The sequence below is a fragment of the Thiosulfatimonas sediminis genome, assembly GCF_011398355.1.
In the GTDB taxonomy this organism is placed as follows: domain Bacteria; phylum Pseudomonadota; class Gammaproteobacteria; order Thiomicrospirales; family Thiomicrospiraceae; genus Thiomicrorhabdus; species Thiomicrorhabdus sediminis_A.
The window spans coordinates 1,683,328-1,705,861 of record NZ_AP021889.1 but is presented as its reverse complement, the minus strand read 5'-3'; the positions used below and the strand labels follow the sequence as shown (position 1 = coordinate 1,705,861).

The window sequence follows — 22,534 nt, the reverse complement described above, 5'->3', positions numbered from 1 at the left end:
CAGCCTTAGTTATGAATTGTCAACAGCCCCTAGCGATTAAACGGTAAAAGCCGTAAAATAGCCGCAATCAAAATTGAACCCAGTAAACAGCTGCCTTTCATGGCGGCTTTTATTTTTAAGCGAGTAGATAAATGTCCGAACAGCAAAACAGTGTGCCAGAAGTTGATGAAAATAAAATTATTGCGGAACGCCGTGCAAAATTAGCAGGGTTGCGTGATAAGGGCCACTCTTATCCGAACCATTTCCGCCGCGCGCATGATGCTGTTGATCTGCAGCGTAATTATGGCGATATGGAAAAAGACGCGATGGCACAGGCTGAGCCAGTACGCGTTAAGGTTGCTGGGCGAATGATGCTACGTCGTATCATGGGGAAAGCGAGTTTTGCCACCATTCAAGACCATTCGGATCGCATTCAGTTGTATGTGACTCGTGATGACTTACCAGAAGGTTTTTATAACGAAGAGTTCAAAAAATGGGATTTGGGCGATATTATCGGCGCTGAAGGTTACCTGTTTAAAACCAATACTGGTGAGTTGTCGATTCACGTTGAAAAACTTGAATTGATTACCAAGTCTCTGCGCCCGCTGCCGGATAAATTCCATGGTTTGCAAGACCAAGAAGTGCGTTATCGCCAGCGTTATATCGACTTGATTGTTAATCAGGAAAGCCGCGATACCTTTGTTCTGCGTTCTAAAATTGTGCAACACGTACGCGAGTTTTTGATTCGTAAAAACTTTATGGAAGTCGAGACGCCGATGATGCACGTCATTCCTGGTGGAGCCTCTGCTAAGCCATTCGCAACACATCACAATGCGTTGGATATGCCGTTGTTTCTACGAATCGCTCCAGAACTATACCTAAAAAGATTGGTGGTCGGCGGTTTTGAGCGAGTATTTGAAATCAATCGTTCGTTCCGTAACGAAGGGCTTTCTACTCGCCACAATCCGGAATTTACTATGGTTGAGTTTTATGCGGCTTATACCGACTATCATCAACTCATGGACTACACCGAAGAGTTGTTGAAAGAGTTGGCCGAGATGGCGGTTGGTTCAACCACGGTACCTTACCAAGGTGAAGTGTTTGATTTTGGTAAGCCATTCGCGCGCTTGACCATGAAAGATGCCATTTTAAAATATAACGACGGGGTAACTTCCGAGCAGCTAGATGATTACGATAGTGCAAAAGCATTGGCAGAATCCTTACGTATTAAAGTCTTACCGGGCGCCGGCTTAGGGAAAATCTGGACGGAAATTTTTGAAGAGACAGCAGAGCATAAGCTGAAAGATCCGACATTTATTATTGAATATCCGGCAGAAGTGTCACCCTTGGCGCGTCGTAATGACGAAAACCCATTTATCACCGACCGTTTTGAGTTGTTTATTGGTGGGCGCGAGCTTGCCAATGGCTTTAACGAGCTGAACGATGCCGAAGACCAAGCGGAACGCTTTAAAGCACAGGTTGAAGCAAAAGATGCCGGTGATGATGAAGCGATGCATTACGATGAAGATTACATCACTGCACTGGAACACGGTATGCCGCCAACCGCAGGTGAAGGAATTGGAATTGACCGTTTGGTCATGTTATTTACCAATTCGGCTTCTATCCGTGATGTATTGCTTTTCCCACATATGCGACAGCAGTAAAGCCTGAAAGACCTGTCTGACAGGTTTCAAGCTTTCGTTAAGCCCCGCAATTGCGGGGTTTTTGTTTGATTTTATTGGTGGTGGGCGCTCGGGTTGCCATTTTCACTAATTAGGTTATCAATATAGGTGGATTGAGTATTAAACGAAAAGTCTTTTACATTCCCGGTTTTGACCCTAGAAGCGAGGCTTATTATAAAAAGCTTCTGTTGAGCGAGTTTCCGAAAATAAAAGCGGGAATGACATGCAATGAGAAATCTCGGGTTATTTATAAAAAGGATGATTTGGAAGTCGATTATGAGCTGCTTTCTTGGCATAAAGTCATAAGGCGTTATTGGACAAGGGGGTTTTTGGGGAATCTAAAAAACGTTAAAACTACCTTTTCGGATTATGTTTTCAAGGGTACTTGGGGCCGGCTGTTTAGACTGTCACGCGCCGATGGTTTGCAAAAAGCGTTCTCTCCCTATTTCTTTTTTTTCTGGCTGTTGCTTATCTTATTTGGCTGTAGTTATTTTATTTGGACTAGCCTCACTGGGCAGGTGTCATGGATAACCCTGTTTGCTTTACTGAGCTTTGGCGTTGTCAACCTGCTACTGTATCTTGGTTTAGATAAATTGAACCTATTTTGGGTAAATCGGATTATGGACTTCTTTGTCCGTTATTCAAAGCGTGAAGTTCCTTTGGTGTTGCAGGCAGAATCCCATTTTAAGGCAAAGGTTTTGAGTGCTTTAGATTCCGGTGAATATGATGAAGTCGTCTTGGTGGCGCACAGTGTAGGCACCATTTTATGTTTGAGTATCATGGCCGAATTGGCTGAGGAAGGGTTGGGTGAAGGATTGACGGTAGTGACACTTGGTCATTGTGTCAGCGGTGTGAGTATTTTGCCGGAAGCGATTTGGTTTAATGATAAGTTAAAGCGCATTTCATTACGTCAGTTCAAATGGATAGATGTTACCTCAGGAAAAGATGCGGTGACCTTTTATAAAGTGACGCCTGCGTATCATGCTGAAATATTGCCCGATTTAACATTGTCAGCAGGTTTTCATGAGATTTTCGATAAACGTTTTTACGCCAGTTTGAAGTGGGATTTTTATCAAATCCACTTTCTTTATTTATATAATCCGCAACACCCCGAAAATAGCCTATTTAACTATCAAAAATTGCTGTTTGATGCAGGTGTCTTCAAACGCTTATTAAAATAATCGTTAGAGTGATTCTGAATAAGGCCAAGTGGCGTCAGGTACAGAACAATTTAACTAAGTGAGACGGCTGTTTATAGCCACGTGTAGAGCTGACAAAAACAAGCAATACAGCGCAGCTAAATTGATCAAAGCTGCTGTGGGATAGGCTTACAAGTGCAATTTCGTTGTTACGCCTTTTATCCATTGCTTTGGCTATGCATTTCAAGGCAAGCCTGGAGTTTATTGCTTGCAACACCTTGCTGAAGGCAATTGTGACTTGTTCTGCGTCTCCTTAGTCCAAATAAAGTTTAATAAGGAATTTTAAATGGCAAGATGTCCGATATTTCCACCGCCGTCCGAAAAGAGAGCGTCTTTATTTAAGATTTTTTTCAAAAAAAGCCGTTCGTGGATGGATGCGTTGTATGCTCGCAGCTATACCATGAAAATGGGTGAGATACAGTTGCCTACGAGCAAGTTGTTTATGGTGAATGATCTCAAAGAGGTCAAAAAAATCATGATAGAGCAGCCTAATGATTTCCCTAAACATGATATTTTGCACGAAGTTTTAGAGCCGTTATTGGGTAACAGTATTTTTACCACCAATGGAGAAGAGTGGCAGCGTCAGCGTGATTTGTTGGTGCCCGGTTTTAAGCAAAATAATGTAGAAAGTATTTTTGCTAGAATGACGCAAGCCACGGATGCGATGATGTTGCGTTTGGCAAAAGAACCGGTAAATGGTGGCGAAACCTTCAATATTGAGCCTGAAATGACGCTGGTCACGGCCGACATTATTTTTAGAGCGATAATGTCGACCAGTATTGATGAAAAAGAGGCGAAAGAGGTGTTGACGGCTTTTGCGGGTTACCAGCAGAAATCTCCACTGATTACGCTCTTGAGAATGTTTGGTATTGCCAATAATTTTTTGCTCAAACGCTTCGATAAAAAGCGAGTTGCGGAAGGTAAGGTTATTCGCCGAGCGATTGAGCGTGTTATTGAACAACGTTCGGAAGGCTTTAAAAAAGGGCAAAGAGAGAGTGACATTCTGAATGCGGTTCTTGAAACCGCTGAAAAGTCTGATAAGGCGTTTAGCATTAAAGAGATTGCTGATCAAATAGTGATGTTGTTCTTAGCGGGGCATGAAACTTCAGCGGCGGCTTTGACTTGGACGTTGTATTTGATTTCATTGTATCCGGAGGAGCAAGATAAGCTGTTTGCTGAAATTACAGCGGTCAACGCCAGAGACCCTTTCACCTTTAGAGATGTGAAGGCTTTCACTTATCTTAAACAGGTTTTTATGGAGTCGCTTAGACTTTACCCTCCGGTCGGTTTTTTTGCACGTCAATCAGCAGAGGCGACTGAGATGCGCGGTAAAAAAATCAAACCCAAAGATGCGATTATCATCGCTCCTTGGTTGATTCAGCGGAATGTAAATAACTGGGAAGACCCCCATGGTTTTTGTCCGCATCGCTTTGATAATGGCGACCCATCAGAGCGAGGCGCTTATCTGCCGTTTGGCATGGGGCAGCGTGTTTGTATTGGTATGTCGTTTGCAATTCAAGAAGCGATGTTGATTTTAGCCACCTTAATCCGTGAATACCGTTTTGAGTTAGAAGCTGGATTTGAACCAAAGCCCGTGGGTAAAATAACGATTCGTTCAGAGAATGGGTTAAACGTAAAAATGATCAAAAGAAGCAGTGAGGCAGCGCCTGAATGAAAGAGTGGATTGTCGGTTTTGGATTAATGTGTTTAATTGTGCCTTTGGCAGTATTTGGTTATTTATTGATTGTTGTTTTTGGTTTTACGGGACGCCGGCATCGAGTGCGTGCAGGCGTTCGGGCGATGGATCATTTTGTTAATGCCACTGTATTCAATGGTTATGCGTGGGAATCTGTCTCTTCACACGCTTGGCGCGAACGCGATAATAAAAAGTGGGCCAAACGGGTTATTGCCTTTACAGATTACTTTCAGCTTGACCACTGTCGTCGTGCAAATAAGCGCGAGCAACCCATTATTGATCTTGTCTTGCAAAAAGGCCTTGAAAAACAAACAATCAAGTAGGATTTCAATTGCCGATATTACAACCCTTAACATCGCTCCCCATGAACAAAGTGCTTAATCTCTCCGGTTATGGATTCTATTGGTACAACCTTAAAGCGCTGTTAAGTGTATCTGGGAATCGACATTTTATTGGGTGGGGGCAAAAGCGTAGTGGACGATTTGCACAGTGGTGCGCCAAACGCTTTAATGGCTCTTTTACCTTACTTGAAGATGGTTTTATCCGTTCTTTGGGTTTAGGTGTCGATGGCGCGCAAGCAATGAGCCTGGTTCTGGATGATGTGGGGATTTATTATGATGCGACACGTCCATCGCGCCTAGAAAATTTGCTGAATCAAACCGATTTCACCAAACAATCTGGTTTAATTGAACAGGCTAAGCAAGCGATTGAGTTTATTCAAAAACATGCCATTTCCAAATACAATCATGCTCCAAATATTCATGCGGAGACATTTCCTGAGCTGTTCGAAAAATTACAGTCGCCGAGACAAAAAATATTGGTGATTGCTCAGACTCAGGGTGATGCCTCTTTGGCTTATGGATATGGTAATCAATTTTCTACTCGGGATTTAATTCAAGCAGCGATTGATGAAAATCCAGGTGCGGGAATCTATCTCAAGATTCATCCCGATGTTTTATCGGGCAAAAAGGCATCCGATATTGATTTGGATTTTGCCGCCCAATACTGCATCCTAATTCAAGAAGATGTTAATCCAATCGGGTTATTAACGTATTTTGAAAAGGTCTATACAAAAACCTCGCAAATGGGATTTGAAGCCTTGTTGCTGGGTAAGGCATGTGTGTGTTTTGGTGTGCCATTTTATGCCGGTTGGGGATTAACCGATGATCGTGTCAAGATTGAACGTCGAGAGCGTAAATTGAGTCTCCAAGAGGTTTTTGCCGCTGCTTACATTCTCTATCCAACTTACTATGATTCTTATCAGCAAAAATCGTCCAATCTGCTGGAGGTTTTACATACCTTGAATCGCCTTAAACAGCGAGCCATACCCAAAGCGGATATAGCGTTCTTTTTGGGTTTTTCATGGTGGAAACGGCCTTATGTCAAACCGTTCTTTCGGGCGGGAGAGGTTGGCAAGTTTGTGTTTCTTAATCCATTTAAAATGCCTTTTTGTGCGCACCCGCATGCGCGAATCGCTTTAGATAAGGCTTTAAAGAGAGGCTTAAATGCCAAGAGCTGTTTCTGTATTTGGGGGCGCAAAGCCTTTCCTGAGGTTGAAGAGTATGCGCGGGTTAATCAAATCAAGCTTTATCGTATAGAAGATGGTTTTGTGCGCTCTATATCCCTTGGCTCGGATTTAACTCAGCCCTATTCTCTGGTGGTGGATGCGCGCGGAATTTATTTCGATCCAACAGCCGCCAGTGATTTAGAACATCTGTTATTAACCTACGATTTTCAAGCTGAGCTAGAGTTGCTCAAGCGCGCCGAGCAGGCTGCTGATTATTTGGTTGCGCAAAAGCTTTCTAAATATAACTTGTATCACTATCAGGTCTTGAGTTTTCCAAAAGGGCGCAAAGTGATTCTCGTCCCTGGTCAAGTGGAAGATGATGCATCGATTCGGTTTGGTGCGCCCGGTATGACAAATTTAAAATTGTTACAAGCGGTTAGAAAAAACTGTCCTGATGATTATATTGTTTATAAACCCCATCCTGATGTATTGGTGGGCAATCGTACCGGGCGGATCGATCAACAAGAAGCCCTGGTTTCATGCAATCAAATTGTGACCGAAGTGAGTATCGACAGTGTGTTAGAGCAAGCACATGAAGTGCACACCTTAACGTCTTTGGTTGGGTTTGAGGCCCTGATGCGCGGAAAAAAAGTCGTTACCTATGGGAAGCCTTTTTATGCTGGCTGGGGTTTAACGGAAGACCTCCAACCTTGCGAGAGTCGGCAGCGGCGACTCTCGTTGAATGAATTGCTGGCCGGTGTCTTGTTGCTTTACCCTCGTTATATCAATCCAAAAACCCATTCTGCTTGCGAGCTTGAGGTGGTGTTTGCCGGCTTGAGCGCACAGCGTGAAAAAATTCAGCAATCGAGTTTGATAAGATTCTGGTTACGCTTACGTAACAGTGCACTGAGAAAACTCCAAAAAACAGTGCGTATCTATAGTCGTTAATGAATGTTTTACGGTAAAGTACGCAACATGAAATCGAGTCGAACTAACAACGTGAATGGTAAGCGTATTCTGCTTTTGCAAGGGCCTATGGGCAACTTTTTTAAAAGGTTGGACAATGAGTTGCGAAAAAAGGGCGCTATCACCTACAAAATTGGATTGAATGCCGGAGACCAGTTTTTCTCCTATCGCGATAACTACACGCCTTATCGAAAAAAACGCAAATATTGGCAGCGTTCTGTCTCAGATTTTTTAGTGCAGAACCAAATTGAGCAGCTTTACTTGTTTGGTGATTGTCGCTTTTATCAAAGCCAAGCGATTTATGCGGCCGAAAAACTTGGTATTGAAGTGTTTGTGTTTGAAGAAGGTTATGTTCGACCGAACTTCATTACATTTGAAAAACATGGGGTGAATAATAATAGCCGGATTCGACGTGATCGCGGGTTTTACGATGCTTTAGATCTCGAAAAGTTACCTGAGGTCTCATGTGTCCCTTCGAATTTTAGTCATTCAGCGATGATATTCAGTGCAATGACTTACTATTTTTTGGGCAATGTCTTTCATTACGCCTATCCGCACTACCGCCATCACCGTGATTTTTCAGGCTTAAAAGAAGCGTTTTACGGTATCCGCAGTTTTGTAAGAAAACAGTTTTATAAGCTTAAAGAGCGAAACAAGTTAGCGCGCATCACTGAGAGCTTTACCAAAGACTATTTTTTTGTACCTTTGCAAACGCACAATGATTTTCAAATCCTTAAGCATTCGGGTTATCCATCAATTGAAAAATTCATTATTGAGGTGGTGGAATCTTTTGCACAGCACGCACCTAAAGATGTGTGTTTGATGTTTAAGCATCATCCTGTTGATCGTGGGCGTAAAAACTACACATCTTTTATTGAAGAGCAAGCTAGGGTCTATGGTGTACCAAAAAGAATTTGTGTGGTCCATGATGTCTACTTGCCAGATTGTTTAAAACACGCCAAAGGTACCATAACCGTCAATAGCACGGTGGGTCTCTCTTCTATTTTTCATGGCACACCCACATTAGTCATGGGACAGGCGATTTACGATATCGAAGGCTTAACCAATCATGGGGTTTCGTTGGCGCACTTTTGGCAGCAGCAGCTTAAGCCGGATGCAGTCTTGTTTGAGAAGTATCGCCGTTATTTGGTTTGTACAAGCCAGTTAAACGGCAGTTTTTATGGCATGATGCCAAGCCTTGATAATAAGATTTGCCTTGCCGATGGGGCGCTTGAACTCAAGTCGGATTCATAATTGAAATGCTGATTGAGAAGTCATTACAAGAATTATAAGAACACTAGGTTAAAAATAAAAAATGAATCAATCCCTTTTAAGACTATTTTCTGTTTCTGTATTCATGCTGTTGTTGGCAGCCTGTCAAGCCAAAGTTATTGACCCGGATACTAAGTTGCAACTGACTGACGTTGTGCCAGCCTCTTGGGTCAAGCTTCCTGCTCAATCGATTGCATTAAATGCGTCTATTGAACTTCCGAATTTGCAAGGCGATGCTAATGAAGCATACCTCGTTCAATCTTTGTACATGTCGGCTTTAGGTAAACCTTGTATGCAGGTCGCAGGGACTCAATCCGGTTTGCGCGTGTTTTGTCAAACAGTGGACAATTATTGGCAGCCTATGCCGTATTTTAACCAAGTCACTTTTTAAGTTTTGTGACCGGATTTAATCCTTTTTTAGATTGACTAAGGGCTTAAAGGCTTACCTTATGAAAAAAATTCTTTCAGCTTTATTCTTGTTTTTGAGCATGGTTATGTTTAACCATGCCTTTGCAATTGGCGAAAATGCCGGCGATGTCCCGCAAGCTCAGTCTGCGCAATCTTTGCTGGTGGATCAACAGGTTTCGGATCAAACGCAGGTCTGGAAAACTGTAAATTACGGCCCGTTAAATGTCAGCATGAAAGGCGCTAAGGTGTTTGGTCAACAAGTTTTTACTGGCGGCTTTGCCGGTGTTCGAGCCGATGGCTTAAATAGCAGTTATAAAATTGTGCCCGGAGACCAAGTGGTGGTGCGAGTTTGGGGTAGCTTTGAAATGGATCGCGTTTTACCCGTTGATGCTCAAGGGAATATTTTTATCCCGTCCATTGGACCTGTGTTCGTACAAGGTGTTATGCAATCCCAACTGAATCAAAAAGTCACCGCCGCGATTAAAACCATTTACACCGATGGAGCGAGTGTTTACACGCAATTACAAGGCGTGCAGCCGGTTTCGGTTTTTGTCACTGGCTTTGTTAATAAGCCAGGACGCTATGCCGGCACGCCAACCGATTCTGTCATTTATTTTTTAAACCAAGCCCAGGGAATTAATGCAGATACTGGCAGTTACCGAGATATTTCAGTGATGCGTAAAGGCGAAAAAGTCGCCAGTTTTGACCTGTATCAGTTTTTGGTTGCTGGTGCACTGCCTCAGTTACAACTCCAAGAGGGCGATACCATTGTAGTTGCTCAACGCGGTGCCGTAGTCAGTGTGGTGGATGCCTCCCAAAAGCCGATGCTGTATGAATTAAATGCAGCGCAAGAAGCAGGTGCAGAACTGTTTAATTATGTGGTGTTGGGTGCTGGCGTTTCGCATGTGTTAATGCAGGGTTTTAATCAAGCAGGCCCTGTGAGCGAGTACTTGAGTCTAGAGGATTTTAAAGCACGCATGATTCAAAATGGGGACCAGATTGTGTTTGCTCAAGATCAACGTGCGCAAACGATTTTGGTTCAAGTTGAAGGCAGTTACTTAGGTAAGTCGCATTTTATTTTGCCCAAGAACGCAAAATTACGAGAATTGTTGGCCAATATTGCGGTGGATGACGAATTGACAGCCACTGAAAGTGTTTCCATTCGCCGTAAAAGTGTTGCTGAACAACAAAAGGCATCGCTGGATTCCAGCCTAAAAAGACTGGAGCAAACCTATTTGACCGCCACCTCATCCACCGCTGAAGAAGCCAGTATTCGTGTTAAAGAGGCGGAGCTGATTATGGGGTTTGTTAGGCGCGCTGCTGAAGTCAAACCGAATGGTCGTCTCGTAGTCGCTGGAAATGACGGTGTGGCCAATATTCGTCTTCAAGATGGCGATGTTATTACCTTGCCAACCAAAAGTGAATCGGTTTTAGTCAGTGGTCAGGTTTTAGTACCCACCTCATTGGTTTATCAACAAGGGTGGACGCTGCAAGATTACATTAATAAAACCGGCGGTTTTACCGAGCAAGCGGATGAAGACAAAATTGTCTTAATTCGTCAAAGTGGTGAAGTTCTGGCGGATTCGTCCGCCGTTGTGAAACCGGGCGATGAGATTTTAGTCTTACCAAAAGTGCCGACCAAAAATATACAGCTAGCGACCAGTGTTTCACAAATTCTTTACCAAATAGCAATTGCGGCTAAAGTCGCATTTGATCTGTAAGGGTTGAGTTTTGCAAGTCCGTTCCGCTTGGCAAGTCACCCGAAACGTCTACTACGCGCTCTTTATGCGCGAGGTTTTGACGCGCTTGTTTGCCAATCGCATGGCGTGGTTTTGGCTGTTTGTCGAGCCGATTCTGTTTGTGGTCGTCATGGTCGGGCTACGTTCGTTTATTCGGGTCATGGATCAGATTGGTGGGGTGGATATGATTCCGTGGATGATTATCGGCTTAGCCGCCTTTTTTATGTTTCGTGACGGCATGAATAACGGCATGAATGCAATTGGTGCCGGAAAGGCGTTGTTTGCCTATCGTCAGCTCAAGCCGATTGACACCGTGATTGTGCGCATTTTCACCATAGGTTTGCTGCATCTGTTAGTGTTGCTAATTTTTGTTATCGGTATGTTGTTATTGGGTTTCACCATGACACCACATAACCTGTTGCTCTCGATGGGGGCTTGGCTGACGCTTTGGTTTTTCGGTCTGGGCGTGGGACTAACCCTCGCGGTAGTGACGCAGTTCGCCACCGAGTTTGGCAAGATTATTAATGTATTGTCTCTGCCGCTGATGATTTTATCAGGGGCCTTTCTTCCCTTTCATCATATGCCGCATGCGATTCAAGAAATTTTGTTGTGGAATCCGGTATTGCATGCCATCGAACTGATTCGTATCGGTTTTTTTGAAGGCTACTGGACGCTCAGCGGCATCAATTATCAATATCTGTTTATTTGGACGGTCGGCAGCGTGTTTTTGGGGATTAGCCTGAATTTACGTTTTGAGGCAAGGTTGAAGGTGAAATGATTCAAATCAAAAACCTTTGGAAGCGTTATCACGGCGATGATGCCAGCGATTGGATTTTAAAAGACATCAATCTGACCATTCCCAAAGGGGTAAGTGTCGGTTTGGTGGGGCAGAACGGTGCCGGTAAATCCACTTTGTTGCGCTTAATCGGTTCGATGGATACCGCCGACAAAGGGCAGATTGTTCGTAACTGCTCGGTCTCTTGGCCGATCGGCCTGTCCGGCGGTTTTCAAGCTTCGATGACCGGGCGGCAAAATGTGAAATTTGTCGCGCGTCTGCACGGCGGCGAAGAACTGGTCGCTAAAACCGTGCGGTTTGTCGAAGAGTTCGCCGAGATCGGAAAAGCTTTCGATCATCCGGTGCGCACTTATTCCAGTGGAATGCGTAGCCGTCTGGGTTTCGGTTTGTCTTTGGCGTTCGATTTTGATGTCTATTTATCGGATGAAGCAACCGCCGTAGGCGATGCAACTTTCAAAGCCAAAGCCTCAAAAGCCTTTAAAGACCGCATCGGTCAAGCCAGTTTGATCATGGTGTCGCACTCCGAAGGCATTTTGCGCGATCTGTGTCAGTCCGGCATCTGGCTGCATCAAGGCCGGGCTTACTGGTTTGACGAGATTAACCAAGCACTTGAGGCTTACAAAGTATTTCGTGAAACCAAGCGTTTTCCCGAAGAATTGATTGCCGCTCAATCCGTACCCAAAAAAGTAATGCAATGAAAAAAATCGTAGATTCGCTCATCAAAAAATTCGCTAAACCCCTCTGGTTAATCAGCTTCCTACTGATCGGCTTAGTGATTGTCTATTTTTCGGTAATCGCCACCGACCGTTTCGTTTCCAAAGCGCACGTGGTGCTGCAGTCTCCAGAGATTGCACCGCCGGAGCTCAGTTTTTCATCGATGCTTGGCGGCGGTTCGGCGGGCAATCGTGCCGATTTGCTGCTGTTGCGCGATCATTTACAGTCGATGGATATGTTAAAAAAGCTGGATGCGGAGTTCGATTTACGCAGCCATTTTGCGCAGTCCGGCATTGATTATTTTTCGCGCTTGAAAGATACGCAGCTGCCTTTAGAAAAGTTCTATGACTATTATCTCTCGCGTATCAGTGTCGAGCTGGATGACTATTCCGGCGTTTTAATCGTCGAGGCGCAAATGTTCAGTCCGCAAATGGCGCAACAAGTGGTGCAGCGTTTGCTTGAATACGGCGAACAACACATGAATAAAATGGGGCAGCGGCTGGCGCAAGAGCAGGTTAACTTTATCGAAAAACAGGTTGCGCAACTCAGTGAACGGCTGATTGAAGCCAATCGCGCGGTTTTAGATTTTCAGAATAAAGAAGGGCTCTTGTCGCCTTCGCAGACAGCGGTCAGTATGTCCGGCGTTATCACCGAATTGCAGGCGCAAATTATCTCTTTAAAAGCGAAAAGAACTTCTTTATCCAGTTTTCAAAGTGCGCGTTCGGCGGAAATGAAGCTGCTGAACAGCCAAGTCGACTCTTTGGAAAAGCAGATTCAACAAGAACAAAAGAAGTTGACCAGCCAAAGCGGACAAGCTTTAAATCAGGTGACCTTGGAATTTGAAAGTCTGAAATTAAAAGCACAATTTGCCCAAGAGCTGTACGCCAATTCTTTGGCGACCTTGGAAGCCACTCGTGTCGAGGCGGCGCGCAAGCTTAAACAGGTGTCGGTTTTGGCGGAGCCGAATTTGCCGGAATATTCAACCGAGCCGCAACGACTTTATCTCAGTAGCCTTTTTAGTTTGCTGATTGTATTTATCACGCTGATTTTGAAAATGGTGTTCATGATCATTAAAGATCATAAAGATTAAGTGTAACTATCCGGTAAACACCTCTTACCAACCACACTTATCTGTGAATAATTAGGTGCCCACGTATTTTAAATGGGCACTTATTATGACAGACACACTATCAACGCTTCCCACAGTCAAAAAGATTCGCCGTCGCTACTCACGGGAATTCAAACAGCAGGTTTTGACCGCTTGCGAGGACCCTAACACCTCGATTGCACAAGTGGCTCGAGACTACGGCATCAATGCCAATCAAATACAGAACTGGAAGCGTCAGCTTAAAAAGCGCCATGCTTCCCAAGCGGCATTTATTCCGCTGGTCTTGAACGATCTGCCGCCGTCATCGCCTCAAACGCTCTTGGTCGAACTGCCTGCACCTCAAGGCAAGATTGCTGTGCACTGGCCTGTCACAGAATTGGCCAAATTAAGCGCCTTTGTCAAGTCGGTGCAGTCATGATTCGCATTGATCATTATTGGCTGGCGACTGAACCCATGGATATGCGTGCAGGACCCGATACCGCATTAGCTCGTGTCATTGCCGTGTTTGGTGAGGCCAAACCCCATCATGCGTATCTGTTTGCCAATAAGCGTGGCAATCGAATGAAGATACTGATCCACGATGGCTTAGGCATCTGGCTGTGTGCTCGACGTTTGAATCAAGGTAAATTCCATTGGGCTGAGCTGTGGCGGGGCGATTCCGTGACACTCTCCCCTGAACAATGTCTGGCACTGGTGCAGGGCTTGCCTTGGCAACGGCTCGAGACTTCCTTATCACTGAGTTAGTCTTTATAATCCGCGGCATGAAAACAATGCCAAACCTCCATCAACTCTCTGCTGACCAGTTACGAACACTGGCGGCGCAGTTGTTGGTTCAGGTTGAAGAAAAAGACCAGCGCATCGCCGCCGATGCCAAAGCCATTCAACAAAAAGAGCTTAAAATCGATCAACTCACCTATGAGTTAGCCTATCTCAGACGTTTAAAATTCTCACACAAAAGTGAACAGATCAGCGCCTTACAGATGACACTGTTGGATGAAGTGACCGATGCCGACATTGCCGCGATTGAATCGGAACTGGATGCGCTTAGAGACAAAACCGACACAGCGCAACCAAAGAAAAAACCTAAGCGTCAGCCGCTACCCGAACACCTACCTCGTCTTGACATCCGTCATGATCCCGAATCCACCACCTGTTCATGTGGCTGTCAATTACGCCATATTGGTGAAGACGTCAGTGAAAAGCTGGATTATCTGCCCGGGACGTTTCAAGTTGAACGTCATATTCGCTCCAAATGGGCGTGCGATACCTGTGAAACTCTGATTCAAAAACCGATGCCCCCACAAATCATTGATAAAGGTCTGCCCACCTCTGGGTTACTCGCACATCTGCTCATCGCCAAATACGCTGATCACTTACCGCTGTATCGTCAAGCTCAGATCTTTGAACGGGCCGGTGTTAAATTACCCAGTTCCACTTTAGCCGAATGGGTCGGCGTCTGTGGTGTTCAACTTGAACCGGTGGCTCAAGCACTCAAAGACTTTTTGCTGACGCAACCGGTCTTGCACGCCGATGAAACCCCAGTGCCCATGCTCAAGCCGGGGAATAAGAAAACCCATAAAGCCTATCTGTGGGCCTACACCAATCCAGCCAATGCACAACATAAGGCGGTGTATTACCACTTCAGTGAAGGACGAAACGGCAAGTTCGCAAGAGAGGTGCTACAGGATTGGAAAGGATTGTTGGTGTGTGATGACTATCCTGGGTACAAAGCCAGTTTTAAACAAGGCGTGAGCGAAGTGGGCTGTATGGCGCATGCCCGTCGTAAGTTCGTGGAACTGCATGAAAGCGGCAAAAGCACGATTGCCATTCAAGCCATTGAACTAATGGGACAACTTTACGCCATTGAAAAAGAGATTCAACCCTTAGCCCCAGAGGAACGACAGATAATCCGGCAGCAAAAATCCAAACCGATCATGGACTTGCTGCTCAAATGGCTGAAGGTCCATCGAGAAAAAGTGCCCAAAGGTGGGGCAACGGAAAAAGCGATTCACTATAGCTTGAAACGTTGGGATGCCTTAAGCCGATACCTTGGAGATGGCCGCCTGCCCATCGATAATAACTGGGTAGAAAATCAAATCCGACCTTGGGCGTTAGGTCGCAAGAACTGGCTGTTTGCCGGCAGTCTACGCAGTGGTCAACGTGCGGCGAATATTATGAGCTTGATTCAATCAGCTAAAAACAATGGTCTGGATCCTTACGCCTATCTCAAAGACGTGCTTGAACGCTTACCCACCCATAAAGCCAGTCAAATCGACCAACTCCTACCGCACAATTGGCAACCTAGCAATCGGTGATTGCCGGACGCTTACAGACCAACGCATTGCGGCCAATGCCAAAGCCATTCAACAAAAAGAGCTTAAAATCGATCAACTCACCTATGAGTTAGCCTATCTCAGACGTCTAAAATTCTCACACAAAAGTAAACAGATCAGCGCCTTACAGATGACACTGTTGGATGAAGTGACCGATGCCGACATTGCCGCGATTGAATCGGAACTGGAATCTCTCAAAGACAAAACCGACACAGCGCAACCAAAGAAACAACCTAAGCGTCAGCCGCTACCCGAAAACCTACCTCGTCTTGAAATCCGTCATGATCCCGAATCCACCACCTGTTCATGTGGCTGTCAATTACGCCATATTGGTGAAGACGTCAGTGAGAAGCTGGATTATCTGCCCGGTAGCTCTCAAGTGGAACGTCATATTCGCTCCAAATGGGCGTGCGATGCCTGTGAAACTCTGGTTCAAAAACCGATGCCCCCACAAATCATTGACAAAGGTCTGCCCACCTCTGGGTTACTCGCACATCTGCTCATCGCCAAATACGCTGATCACTTACCGCTGTATCGTCAAGCTCAGATCTTTGAACGGGCCGGTGTTAAATTACCCAGTTCCACTTTAGCCGAATGGGTCGGCGTCTGTGGTGTTCAACTTGAACCGGTGGCTCAAGCACTCAAAGACTTTTTGCTGACGCAACCGGTCTTGCACGCCGATGAAACCCCAGTGCCCATGCTCAAGCCGGGGAATAAGAAAACCCATAAAGCCTATCTGTGGGCCTACACCAATCCAGCCAATGCACAACATAAGGCGGTGTGTTCTGGTCAAGCTTTTTTGGACACTTGGTTTTTACAATTTTCATACTCAATCGGCGTCAAATCACCGTTCGCAGTATGAAGCCTTTTTAAGTTGTAGTAACGCATGTAATCTGCTACGTCTTTTTTCATGCTCTCGCGTGTTGGATGATAGGCTTTAAACAGCCAGTCATGTTTTAAGCTGCCAAAAAATCGTTCAACAACGGCATTATCCCAACAGGCTCCGACATCGCCCATAGAGGCTGTCATATTTTGCTTAGCCAGTAGTGTGGCAAACCGTTTGCTAGTGTACTGAGAACCACGATCACTGTGAAAAATCACGCCTTTGGGATGCCCTCGTAGCCAATACGCTTGCTGTAAGGATTGCATGACGAGTTCGACCGTCATTCGTTCACTCACGGCCCAACCGATAATGCGGCGAGAATACAGGTCCATTACGACACTCAAATACAGCCAACCTTCAGGTGTTTTCAAGTAGGTAATATCGCCTGCCCAAACTTGATTCATCGCGCTTGGATTGAACTTCATCTTAACCAAGTTATCCGCCACTCGATGTGTCAGGTTACGCTTAGTCGTTATTTTATAAGCTCGACGCTGTTTGACGACTAATCCCAGTGTTTTCATGAGCCGACGTGCTTTCTCTCGGCTGACGAGAAACCCAGCCTTACGAAGGGCTTTGGCGAGTTCACGAGAGCCCAAACTGTCACGGCTCTCTTTGAAGAGCTGTTTGGCTGTACGATAGAGTTCAAGTTGTTCTGTCTTGATTGCCTTTTTAGGTCGTTTTTTCCATGCGTAATAGCCTGAACGACTGAGTTTCAACACTTGGCTCACAGGCTTAACTGGCAAGCCCTCCTGAATCAATTCATCCATGAATGAAAACGTTATCGGATGTCTTGCGCCAGAAGGGCTGAAGCTTTTTTTAAGATCTCTTTTTCGAGTTTTAAGCGCTTGTTTTCAGCGCGCAACTGTTTCAACTCAGCGCGTTCATCCTGACTCAGTGCTGACCCATTGGCTTGGGCTTCAAACTTCTCTTTCCACTTGTAAATCAAATTCGTTCTGACACCTAAGGATTCAGCCGCCTCTGCCACACTGTAACCTTGATCCGTTACCAACGCGACGGCTTCTTTTTTAAACTCATCGGTGTAAGTTTTATAAGTTCTCTTTTGACTCATGATCACTCCTAGTTCGACAACATCTATTGTCTCTTATAAAAGTGTCCACTGCTATTAGACCAGTTCAGTGTATTACCACTTTAGTGAAGGACGAAACGGCAAGTTCGCAAGAGAGGTGCTACAGGATTGGAAAGGATTGTTGGTGTGCGATGACTATTCAGGGTACAAAGCCAGTTTTAAGCAAGGCGTGATCGAAGTCGGTTGCATGGCGCATGCCCGTCGTAAGTTCGTTGAGCTGCATGAAAGCGGCAAAAGCACGATTGCCATTCAAGCCATTGAACTAATGGGGCAACTTTACGCCATTGAAAAAGAGATTCAACCCTTAGCCCCAGAGGAACGACAGATAATCCGGCAGCAAAAATCCAAACCGATCATGGACTTGCTGCTCAAATGGCTGCAGGTCCATCGAGAAAAAGTGCCCAAAGGTGGGGCAACGGAAAAAGCGATTCACTATAGCCTGAAACGTTGGGATGCCTTAAGCCGATACCTCGGAGATGGCCGCCTGCCCATCGATAATAACTGGGTGGAAAATCAAATCCGACCTTGGGCGTTAGGTCGCAAGAACTGGCTGTTTGCCGGCAGTCTACGCAGTGGTCAACGTGCGGCGAATATTATGAGCTTGATTCAATCAGCTAAAAACAATGGTCTGGATCCTTACGCCTATCTCAAAGACGTGCTTGAACGCTTACCCACCCATAAAGCCAGTCAAATCGACCAACTCCTACCGCACAATTGGCAACCTAGCAACCGGTGATTGCCGGACGCTTACGATTAAGTGTTGAGTGTTGAGTGTTGAGTGTTGAGTGTTGAGTGTTGAGTGTTGAGTGTTGAGTGTTGAGTGTTGAGTGTTGAGTGTTGAGTGTTGAGTGTTGAGTGTTGAGTGTTGAGTGTTGAGTGTTGAGTGTTGAGTGTTGAGTGTTGAGTGTTGAGTGTTGAGTGTTGAGTGTTGAGTGTTGAGTGTTGAGTGTTGAGTGTTGAGTGTTGAGTGTTGAGTGTTGAGTGTTGAGTGTTGAGTGTTGAGTTTACAGGCGTAATCAGGTAGTTTGATACGCGTTTTTTAAAAAGGTTTGATTGCAATGAAAGGCATTATTCTCGCCGGCGGTTCTGGTACACGTCTTTATCCACTAACACGTGGCATCTCAAAACAGCTTGTCCCGCTTTATGACAAGCCGATGATCTATTACCCATTATCGGTGTTGATGCTAGCTGGGATTAAAGAGGTGTTGATTATTACCACCCCAGAAGATCAGTCCAGTTTTCAGCGTTTGTTGGGAGATGGTTCCGAATTGGGCATACGTTTCGAGTATGTGGTGCAGCCTTCACCGGAGGGATTAGCGCAAGCGTTCATACTGGGCAAAGAGTTTGTCGGCGACGATGACGCTTGTCTGATTTTGGGAGATAACATCTATTATGGTCATGATTTGAGTAAGCTTTTGGCCTCTGCGGTGCAGAATGCGCGTAAAGAAAGCAAAGCCACTGTGTTTGGGTATCACGTGCATGACCCGAAGCGTTACGGTGTGGCCGAGTTTGATGTACAAGGCAATGTGGTTTCGCTTGAAGAAAAGCCTGCGGTACCAAAATCGAACTATGCCGTTACCGGTCTGTATTTCTATCCAAACGATGTGCTGCAAAAAGCCGCCGAGGTAAAGCCTTCTGACCGCGGCGAGTTGGAAATCACCACCGTTAATCAAATGTATTTGGCCGAAGGGCGCTTAAAATTGGAAACCATGGGACGCGGCTTTGCGTGGTTGGATACCGGCACCCATGAGAGTTTGTTGGAAGCCTCGACTTTTATCGAAACCATCGAAAAACGTCAAGGACTCAAAGTGGCTTGTTTGGAAGAGATCGCTTTTGAAATGGGGTATATCAATAAAGCGCAATTGATTGAATTGGCGCAGCCGCTTAAGACAAATCAATACGGGCAATATTTGCTTAAGCGTGCAGAAGAAGGGCGTGTTAAATAGTAAGCACAAGCACAGAACTTCACGCCACCGCCATTCTGACAAAAGTCAGAATCTCCAAAGGTTTATGGCAGTTTTAAAGAATAAAGGTAAGAGGGAATTTCGTGGAGTATATAAAGCAGCACATCTCGGAAGTATTTTTGTGTAAATCCAAAGTGTATGGCGACGAGCGCGGTTATTTTGTCGAAACTTTTCATCGTGAAGGCTTTGAGCAAGCCATCGGCTATAAAGTCAATTTTTGCCAAGATAATGAGTCGAAATCGACCAAAGGCGTGCTGCGCGGATTGCATTTTCAGCTGCCGCCGGCGGCGCAATCGAAACTGGTGCGCGTCATCGAAGGCAAGGTGCTGGATGTTGCTGTGGATATCCGCAAGGGCAGTCCGACGTTTGGGCAATATGTAACCGCCGAACTCAGTGCCGAAAATAAACACCAGTTGTTTGTGCCAAGAGGCTTTGCGCACGGCTTTGTGGTCTTAAGTGATACCGCCATTTTTTCTTATAAAGTCGATAATTATTATTCGCCGGAAAATGATCGCGGATTAGCCTTTGACGACCCGAGTTTAAATATTGATTGGCAGCTGCCGAAAGAGTTCCTTAAGCTCTCCGAAAAAGATCAAAAGCAACCAGCGCTAGAGATGCTGGATATTGAATGTTCGATGTTTGATTACCAGAAAAATTTGTACCGAGGGTAAGCGTGAAGTTGCAAACGGATAATGCGGTTTTAGTATTGAACTATCAGTTTGCTTTGCATGTCGTTAAATTGAATCAGTATTTAACAACGGAAAAGAAAGAATATGTTTTGTCAAAACAACTTCTTCGTTCGGGTACTTCAATTGGTGCTAACCTGAATGAAGCACAAGCGGCAATTAGTAAAAAAGACTTCATTGCGAAAATGTCAATTGCAAGTAAAGAGGCAATAGAAATCGGCTATTGGTTAAATTTGTTAGCGGATAGTGAGTATATAGATCGTAATAGTGTTAAAACACAGGCAATATTCACTGAATAGATAGCCTCCAGAAATAGTTAACAAGTATTGTAAAAAAAAGTCAAAAGACATTATGAATCTAACATCAAACATTAAAAATCAAAAATCTATTCTGGTCACCGGAAAAAACGGTCAGTTGGGCCAGTCGCTCTATAAACTGGTCACTCAACATTCAACATCAAACATTCAACATTGTTTTACCTTTGTTGGGCGTGATGAACTCGATCTTGCCGATTCATCTTCAATCGAAGCGTATTTTCAGGATAAGCACTTTGACTGCATCATTAACTGTGCGGCCTATACGGCCGTGGATAAAGCCGAGTCCGAACCGGAATTGGCTGATCAGATTAATCACCTAGCGGTAAAGCAACTCGCTGAAATCGCCAAGAAACAAGATTCGACGCTGATTCATATCAGTACCGACTATGTTTTTAATGGCAAAAACCATAAACCTTATGTCGAAAGTGATTCGGTTGACCCGCAATGTGTTTATGGGCTTACCAAGCTGAAAGGTGAACAGGCGATACAAGCAATTAACCCGAAAAGTGTGATTATCCGTACCAGCTGGGTTTATTCCGAGTTAGGCAATAACTTTGTTAAAACCATGCTGCGCTTAGGTGCAGAGCGGGATAGTTTGAATGTGATCTTTGATCAAGTCGGAAGTCCGACCTATGCTGGGGGTTTGGCTCAAGCTATTCTGCAAGTCATTGCGAGCGAAGCGAAGCAATCTTTTAAAGGTAAAAGCAATGTGACAATTTACCACTATAGCAACGAAGGCGTTTGCTCTTGGTATGACTTCGCCAAAGCCATATTTGCATTAAGCGATATAAAGTGTCAGGTTTCACCGATTGAAACTAAAGACTACCCGACACCGGCTACGCGTCCACACTATAGTCTGATGAATAAAGCCAAAATGAAAAACGATATGGCGCTAGAGATTCCTTACTGGCGTGACTCGCTTATAGCTTGTCTAAACGAATTAAAAAAGAACACAATGAATCATGTCTGAAAATTCAATAACTCCCTCTAAAATTCTAGTCACTGGCGGTGCCGGTTTTATCGGTTCTGCTGTCGTACGACATCTAATTAATGACACTGAACATTCGGTTGTCAATGTCGACAAACTGACTTATGCCGGAAACCTTGAGTCCCTTAAATCGGTCAGCGATAACGTGTATTACGCTTTTGAACAAGTCGATATCTGCGATGCCGAAGGCTTAAAGCGAGTTTTCAATCAACACCAGCCGGATATTGTGATGCACTTGGCCGCAGAGTCCCATGTTGACCGTTCGATTGACGGGCCGGGCGAATTTATTCATACCAATATCGTCGGTACCTATACCTTGCTGGAACAAGCGCGCGCTTACTGGAATGCATTAGACGGCGATAAAAAAGCCAATTTCCGTTTTCATCATATTTCCACTGACGAAGTTTACGGCGATCTGCCGCACCCTGATGAAGTTAACGACCGTCATTCCGGACTCGATCCGGAATCTCATAACGACAAACATTCAGAATTACCTCTGTTTACCGAAACGACGGCTTATGCGCCTAGCTCGCCTTATAGCGCGTCGAAAGCAGGTTCTGATCACTTAGTCAGAGCATGGCTAAGAACATACGGTATGCCAACACTGGTCACCAACTGTTCAAATAACTACGGCCCGTATCATTTCCCGGAAAAACTCATTCCGTTGATGATTCTTAACGCGCTGGAAGGCAAGCCGTTGCCGGTGTACGGCAAGGGCAATCAAATCCGCGATTGGTTGTATGTCGAAGATCATGCGCGTGCGCTGGTTGTGGTCGCTACCCAAGGCAAGGTAGGAGAAACCTACAACATCGGCGGACACAACGAAAAACAGAATTTAGACGTGGTCAAAACCATCTGCACGATTCTGGAAGAACTTGCTCCTAGCGAAAACAATCCCAACATCGACACCTACTCTTGCGAGCCGGGTAATGCCGATAGCTATGTCGCATTGATTAAGTACGTGCAAGATCGCCCAGGACACGATATGCGCTACGCAATTGATGCCAGCAAAATCGAGCGAGAGCTAGGCTGGAAACCGCAAGAAACCTTTGAGAGTGGTATCAAAAAAACCGTGCAATGGTATTTGGATAATCAAGAGTGGTGTAAAAACGTGCAAGACGGATCTTACCAGCGTGAGCGATTAGGCGGAAAAGCCTAATTTTTTAGGTTAGTAACCTGTTTTCATAGGTCGATTTTGGCATTCAAACTT

Annotated in this window: 21 protein-coding genes and 1 pseudogene; 21 read left to right on the top strand and 1 reads right to left on the bottom strand. The window is 45.1% G+C overall.

The features are described from left to right. Positions 1–131: 131 nt before the first annotated feature. From lysS to tnpC (HRR27_RS07835), 15 genes are all read left to right on the top strand, one after another. Positions 132–1,643, top strand: coding sequence for a lysine--tRNA ligase (gene lysS, locus HRR27_RS07905; RefSeq protein ID WP_173272546.1), 1,512 nt, complete (start codon positions 132–134; stop codon positions 1,641–1,643). Between the two features lie 536 nt (positions 1,644–2,179). Then, positions 2,180–2,842: a hypothetical protein gene (locus tag HRR27_RS07900; protein ID WP_173272544.1), complete on the top strand. Its 663-nt coding sequence runs from the start codon at positions 2,180–2,182 to the stop codon at positions 2,840–2,842. Positions 2,843–3,146: 304 nt separating this feature from the next. Further along, positions 3,147–4,535: a cytochrome P450 gene (locus HRR27_RS07895; protein ID WP_173272542.1), complete on the top strand. Its 1,389-nt coding sequence runs from the start codon at positions 3,147–3,149 to the stop codon at positions 4,533–4,535. Further along, positions 4,532–4,879 (top strand): hypothetical protein, encoded by a 348-nt coding sequence (locus HRR27_RS07890; RefSeq protein WP_173272540.1) that lies wholly within the window; start codon positions 4,532–4,534, stop codon positions 4,877–4,879. Before HRR27_RS07895 ends, HRR27_RS07890 begins: the two co-directional genes overlap by 4 nt. A gap of 41 nt (positions 4,880–4,920) precedes the next feature. After that, the gene (locus tag HRR27_RS07885; RefSeq protein ID WP_173272538.1) at positions 4,921–7,011 is read left to right on the top strand and encodes a capsular polysaccharide biosynthesis protein; all 2,091 of its coding nucleotides are present in this window, start codon (positions 4,921–4,923) and stop codon (positions 7,009–7,011) included. Positions 7,012–7,038: 27 nt separating this feature from the next. Next, positions 7,039–8,283: a capsule biosynthesis protein gene (locus tag HRR27_RS07880; protein WP_173272536.1), complete on the top strand. Its 1,245-nt coding sequence runs from the start codon at positions 7,039–7,041 to the stop codon at positions 8,281–8,283. A 61-nt stretch (positions 8,284–8,344) separates the two neighbouring features. Continuing rightward, positions 8,345–8,692 (top strand): hypothetical protein, encoded by a 348-nt coding sequence (locus HRR27_RS07875; protein WP_173272534.1) that lies wholly within the window; start codon positions 8,345–8,347, stop codon positions 8,690–8,692. A 58-nt stretch (positions 8,693–8,750) separates the two neighbouring features. Next, entirely contained in the window at positions 8,751–10,430 is a 1,680-nt protein-coding gene (locus HRR27_RS07870) for a polysaccharide biosynthesis/export family protein (protein WP_173272532.1), read from the top strand. A gap of 10 nt (positions 10,431–10,440) precedes the next feature. Next, on the top strand, positions 10,441–11,226 hold the full coding sequence (locus HRR27_RS07865; protein WP_173272530.1) for an ABC transporter permease: 786 nt from the start codon (positions 10,441–10,443) through the stop codon (positions 11,224–11,226). Then, positions 11,223–11,942, top strand: a complete 720-nt coding sequence (locus tag HRR27_RS07860; protein ID WP_173272528.1) for an ABC transporter ATP-binding protein — start codon at positions 11,223–11,225, stop codon at positions 11,940–11,942. Before HRR27_RS07865 ends, HRR27_RS07860 begins: the two co-directional genes overlap by 4 nt. Further along, positions 11,939–13,048 (top strand): KpsE/RkpR family capsule polysaccharide export protein, encoded by a 1,110-nt coding sequence (locus HRR27_RS07855; RefSeq protein ID WP_173272526.1) that lies wholly within the window; start codon positions 11,939–11,941, stop codon positions 13,046–13,048. Before HRR27_RS07860 ends, HRR27_RS07855 begins: the two co-directional genes overlap by 4 nt. An 85-nt stretch (positions 13,049–13,133) precedes the next feature. Beyond that, complete coding sequence (locus tag HRR27_RS07850; RefSeq protein WP_173269095.1) at positions 13,134–13,484, top strand: transposase; 351 nt, start codon at positions 13,134–13,136, stop codon at positions 13,482–13,484. Continuing rightward, complete coding sequence (gene tnpB / locus HRR27_RS07845) at positions 13,481–13,810, top strand: IS66 family insertion sequence element accessory protein TnpB (RefSeq protein ID WP_173269097.1); 330 nt, start codon at positions 13,481–13,483, stop codon at positions 13,808–13,810. Before HRR27_RS07850 ends, tnpB begins: the two co-directional genes overlap by 4 nt. A 17-nt stretch (positions 13,811–13,827) precedes the next feature. Next, the gene (gene tnpC / locus HRR27_RS07840) at positions 13,828–15,381 is read left to right on the top strand and encodes an IS66 family transposase (RefSeq protein WP_173269099.1); all 1,554 of its coding nucleotides are present in this window, start codon (positions 13,828–13,830) and stop codon (positions 15,379–15,381) included. After that, on the top strand, positions 15,269–16,261 hold the full coding sequence (gene tnpC, locus HRR27_RS07835) for an IS66 family transposase (protein ID WP_425086056.1): 993 nt from the start codon (positions 15,269–15,271) through the stop codon (positions 16,259–16,261). The genes tnpC (HRR27_RS07840) and tnpC (HRR27_RS07835) overlap by 113 nt, the downstream gene beginning before the upstream one ends. On the opposite strand, the gene HRR27_RS07830 is transcribed toward tnpC (HRR27_RS07835), so the two are convergent. Further along, a protein-coding gene (locus tag HRR27_RS07830; protein WP_173269189.1) for an IS3 family transposase occupies positions 16,189–17,351 on the bottom strand; the annotation gives its coding sequence in 2 pieces (ribosomal slippage) (positions 16,189–17,075 and positions 17,075–17,351; 1,164 coding nt in all). The two genes, tnpC (HRR27_RS07835) and HRR27_RS07830, sit on opposite strands and share 73 nt — an antisense overlap. Positions 17,352–17,415: 64 nt before the next feature. On the opposite strand from HRR27_RS07830, the pseudogene tnpC (HRR27_RS07825) reads away from it, so the two are divergent. The 6 genes and pseudogenes from tnpC (HRR27_RS07825) to HRR27_RS07800 all read left to right on the top strand — a co-directional run. Further along, positions 17,416–18,105: pseudogene (tnpC, locus tag HRR27_RS07825) on the top strand (IS66 family transposase); the annotation flags it as partial. Positions 18,106–18,427: 322 nt separating this feature from the next. Next, on the top strand, positions 18,428–19,315 hold the full coding sequence (gene rfbA / locus HRR27_RS07820) for a glucose-1-phosphate thymidylyltransferase RfbA (protein WP_173272524.1): 888 nt from the start codon (positions 18,428–18,430) through the stop codon (positions 19,313–19,315). Between the two features lie 101 nt (positions 19,316–19,416). Next, the gene (rfbC, locus tag HRR27_RS07815) at positions 19,417–20,004 is read left to right on the top strand and encodes a dTDP-4-dehydrorhamnose 3,5-epimerase (RefSeq protein WP_173272522.1); all 588 of its coding nucleotides are present in this window, start codon (positions 19,417–19,419) and stop codon (positions 20,002–20,004) included. Positions 20,005–20,012: 8 nt separating this feature from the next. Next, on the top strand, positions 20,013–20,318 hold the full coding sequence (locus HRR27_RS07810) for a four helix bundle protein (RefSeq protein ID WP_197905391.1): 306 nt from the start codon (positions 20,013–20,015) through the stop codon (positions 20,316–20,318). Positions 20,319–20,370: 52 nt separating this feature from the next. After that, complete coding sequence (rfbD, locus tag HRR27_RS07805; RefSeq protein ID WP_173272517.1) at positions 20,371–21,306, top strand: dTDP-4-dehydrorhamnose reductase; 936 nt, start codon at positions 20,371–20,373, stop codon at positions 21,304–21,306. Further along, the gene (locus HRR27_RS07800; protein ID WP_173272515.1) at positions 21,299–22,483 is read left to right on the top strand and encodes a dTDP-glucose 4,6-dehydratase; all 1,185 of its coding nucleotides are present in this window, start codon (positions 21,299–21,301) and stop codon (positions 22,481–22,483) included. Before rfbD ends, HRR27_RS07800 begins: the two co-directional genes overlap by 8 nt. Positions 22,484–22,534: the final 51 nt, after the last annotated feature.

What these genes read in the sequence shown, in the direction of transcription:
- HRR27_RS07895 (WP_173272542.1), top strand. Translation starts at nt 3,147, where the DNA reads ATGGCAAGATGTCCGATATTTCCACCGCCGTCCGAAAAGAGAGCGTCT.
- tnpB (WP_173269097.1), top strand. Translation starts at nt 13,481, where the DNA reads ATGATTCGCATTGATCATTATTGGCTGGCGACTGAACCCATGGATATG.
- HRR27_RS07880 (WP_173272536.1), top strand. Translation starts at nt 7,039, where the DNA reads ATGAAATCGAGTCGAACTAACAACGTGAATGGTAAGCGTATTCTGCTT.
- HRR27_RS07860 (WP_173272528.1), top strand. Translation starts at nt 11,223, where the DNA reads ATGATTCAAATCAAAAACCTTTGGAAGCGTTATCACGGCGATGATGCC.
- HRR27_RS07800 (WP_173272515.1), top strand. Translation starts at nt 21,299, where the DNA reads ATGTCTGAAAATTCAATAACTCCCTCTAAAATTCTAGTCACTGGCGGT.
- rfbA (WP_173272524.1), top strand. Translation starts at nt 18,428, where the DNA reads ATGAAAGGCATTATTCTCGCCGGCGGTTCTGGTACACGTCTTTATCCA.
- HRR27_RS07850 (WP_173269095.1), top strand. Translation starts at nt 13,134, where the DNA reads ATGACAGACACACTATCAACGCTTCCCACAGTCAAAAAGATTCGCCGT.
- HRR27_RS07875 (WP_173272534.1), top strand. Translation starts at nt 8,345, where the DNA reads ATGAATCAATCCCTTTTAAGACTATTTTCTGTTTCTGTATTCATGCTG.
- HRR27_RS07885 (WP_173272538.1), top strand. Translation starts at nt 4,921, where the DNA reads ATGAACAAAGTGCTTAATCTCTCCGGTTATGGATTCTATTGGTACAAC.
- HRR27_RS07870 (WP_173272532.1), top strand. Translation starts at nt 8,751, where the DNA reads ATGAAAAAAATTCTTTCAGCTTTATTCTTGTTTTTGAGCATGGTTATG.
- HRR27_RS07890 (WP_173272540.1), top strand. Translation starts at nt 4,532, where the DNA reads ATGAAAGAGTGGATTGTCGGTTTTGGATTAATGTGTTTAATTGTGCCT.
- tnpC (WP_173269099.1), top strand. Translation starts at nt 13,828, where the DNA reads ATGAAAACAATGCCAAACCTCCATCAACTCTCTGCTGACCAGTTACGA.
- lysS (WP_173272546.1), top strand. Translation starts at nt 132, where the DNA reads ATGTCCGAACAGCAAAACAGTGTGCCAGAAGTTGATGAAAATAAAATT.
- HRR27_RS07855 (WP_173272526.1), top strand. Translation starts at nt 11,939, where the DNA reads ATGAAAAAAATCGTAGATTCGCTCATCAAAAAATTCGCTAAACCCCTC.
- rfbD (WP_173272517.1), top strand. Translation starts at nt 20,371, where the DNA reads ATGAATCTAACATCAAACATTAAAAATCAAAAATCTATTCTGGTCACC.
- tnpC (WP_425086056.1), top strand. Translation starts at nt 15,269, where the DNA reads ATGGTCTGGATCCTTACGCCTATCTCAAAGACGTGCTTGAACGCTTAC.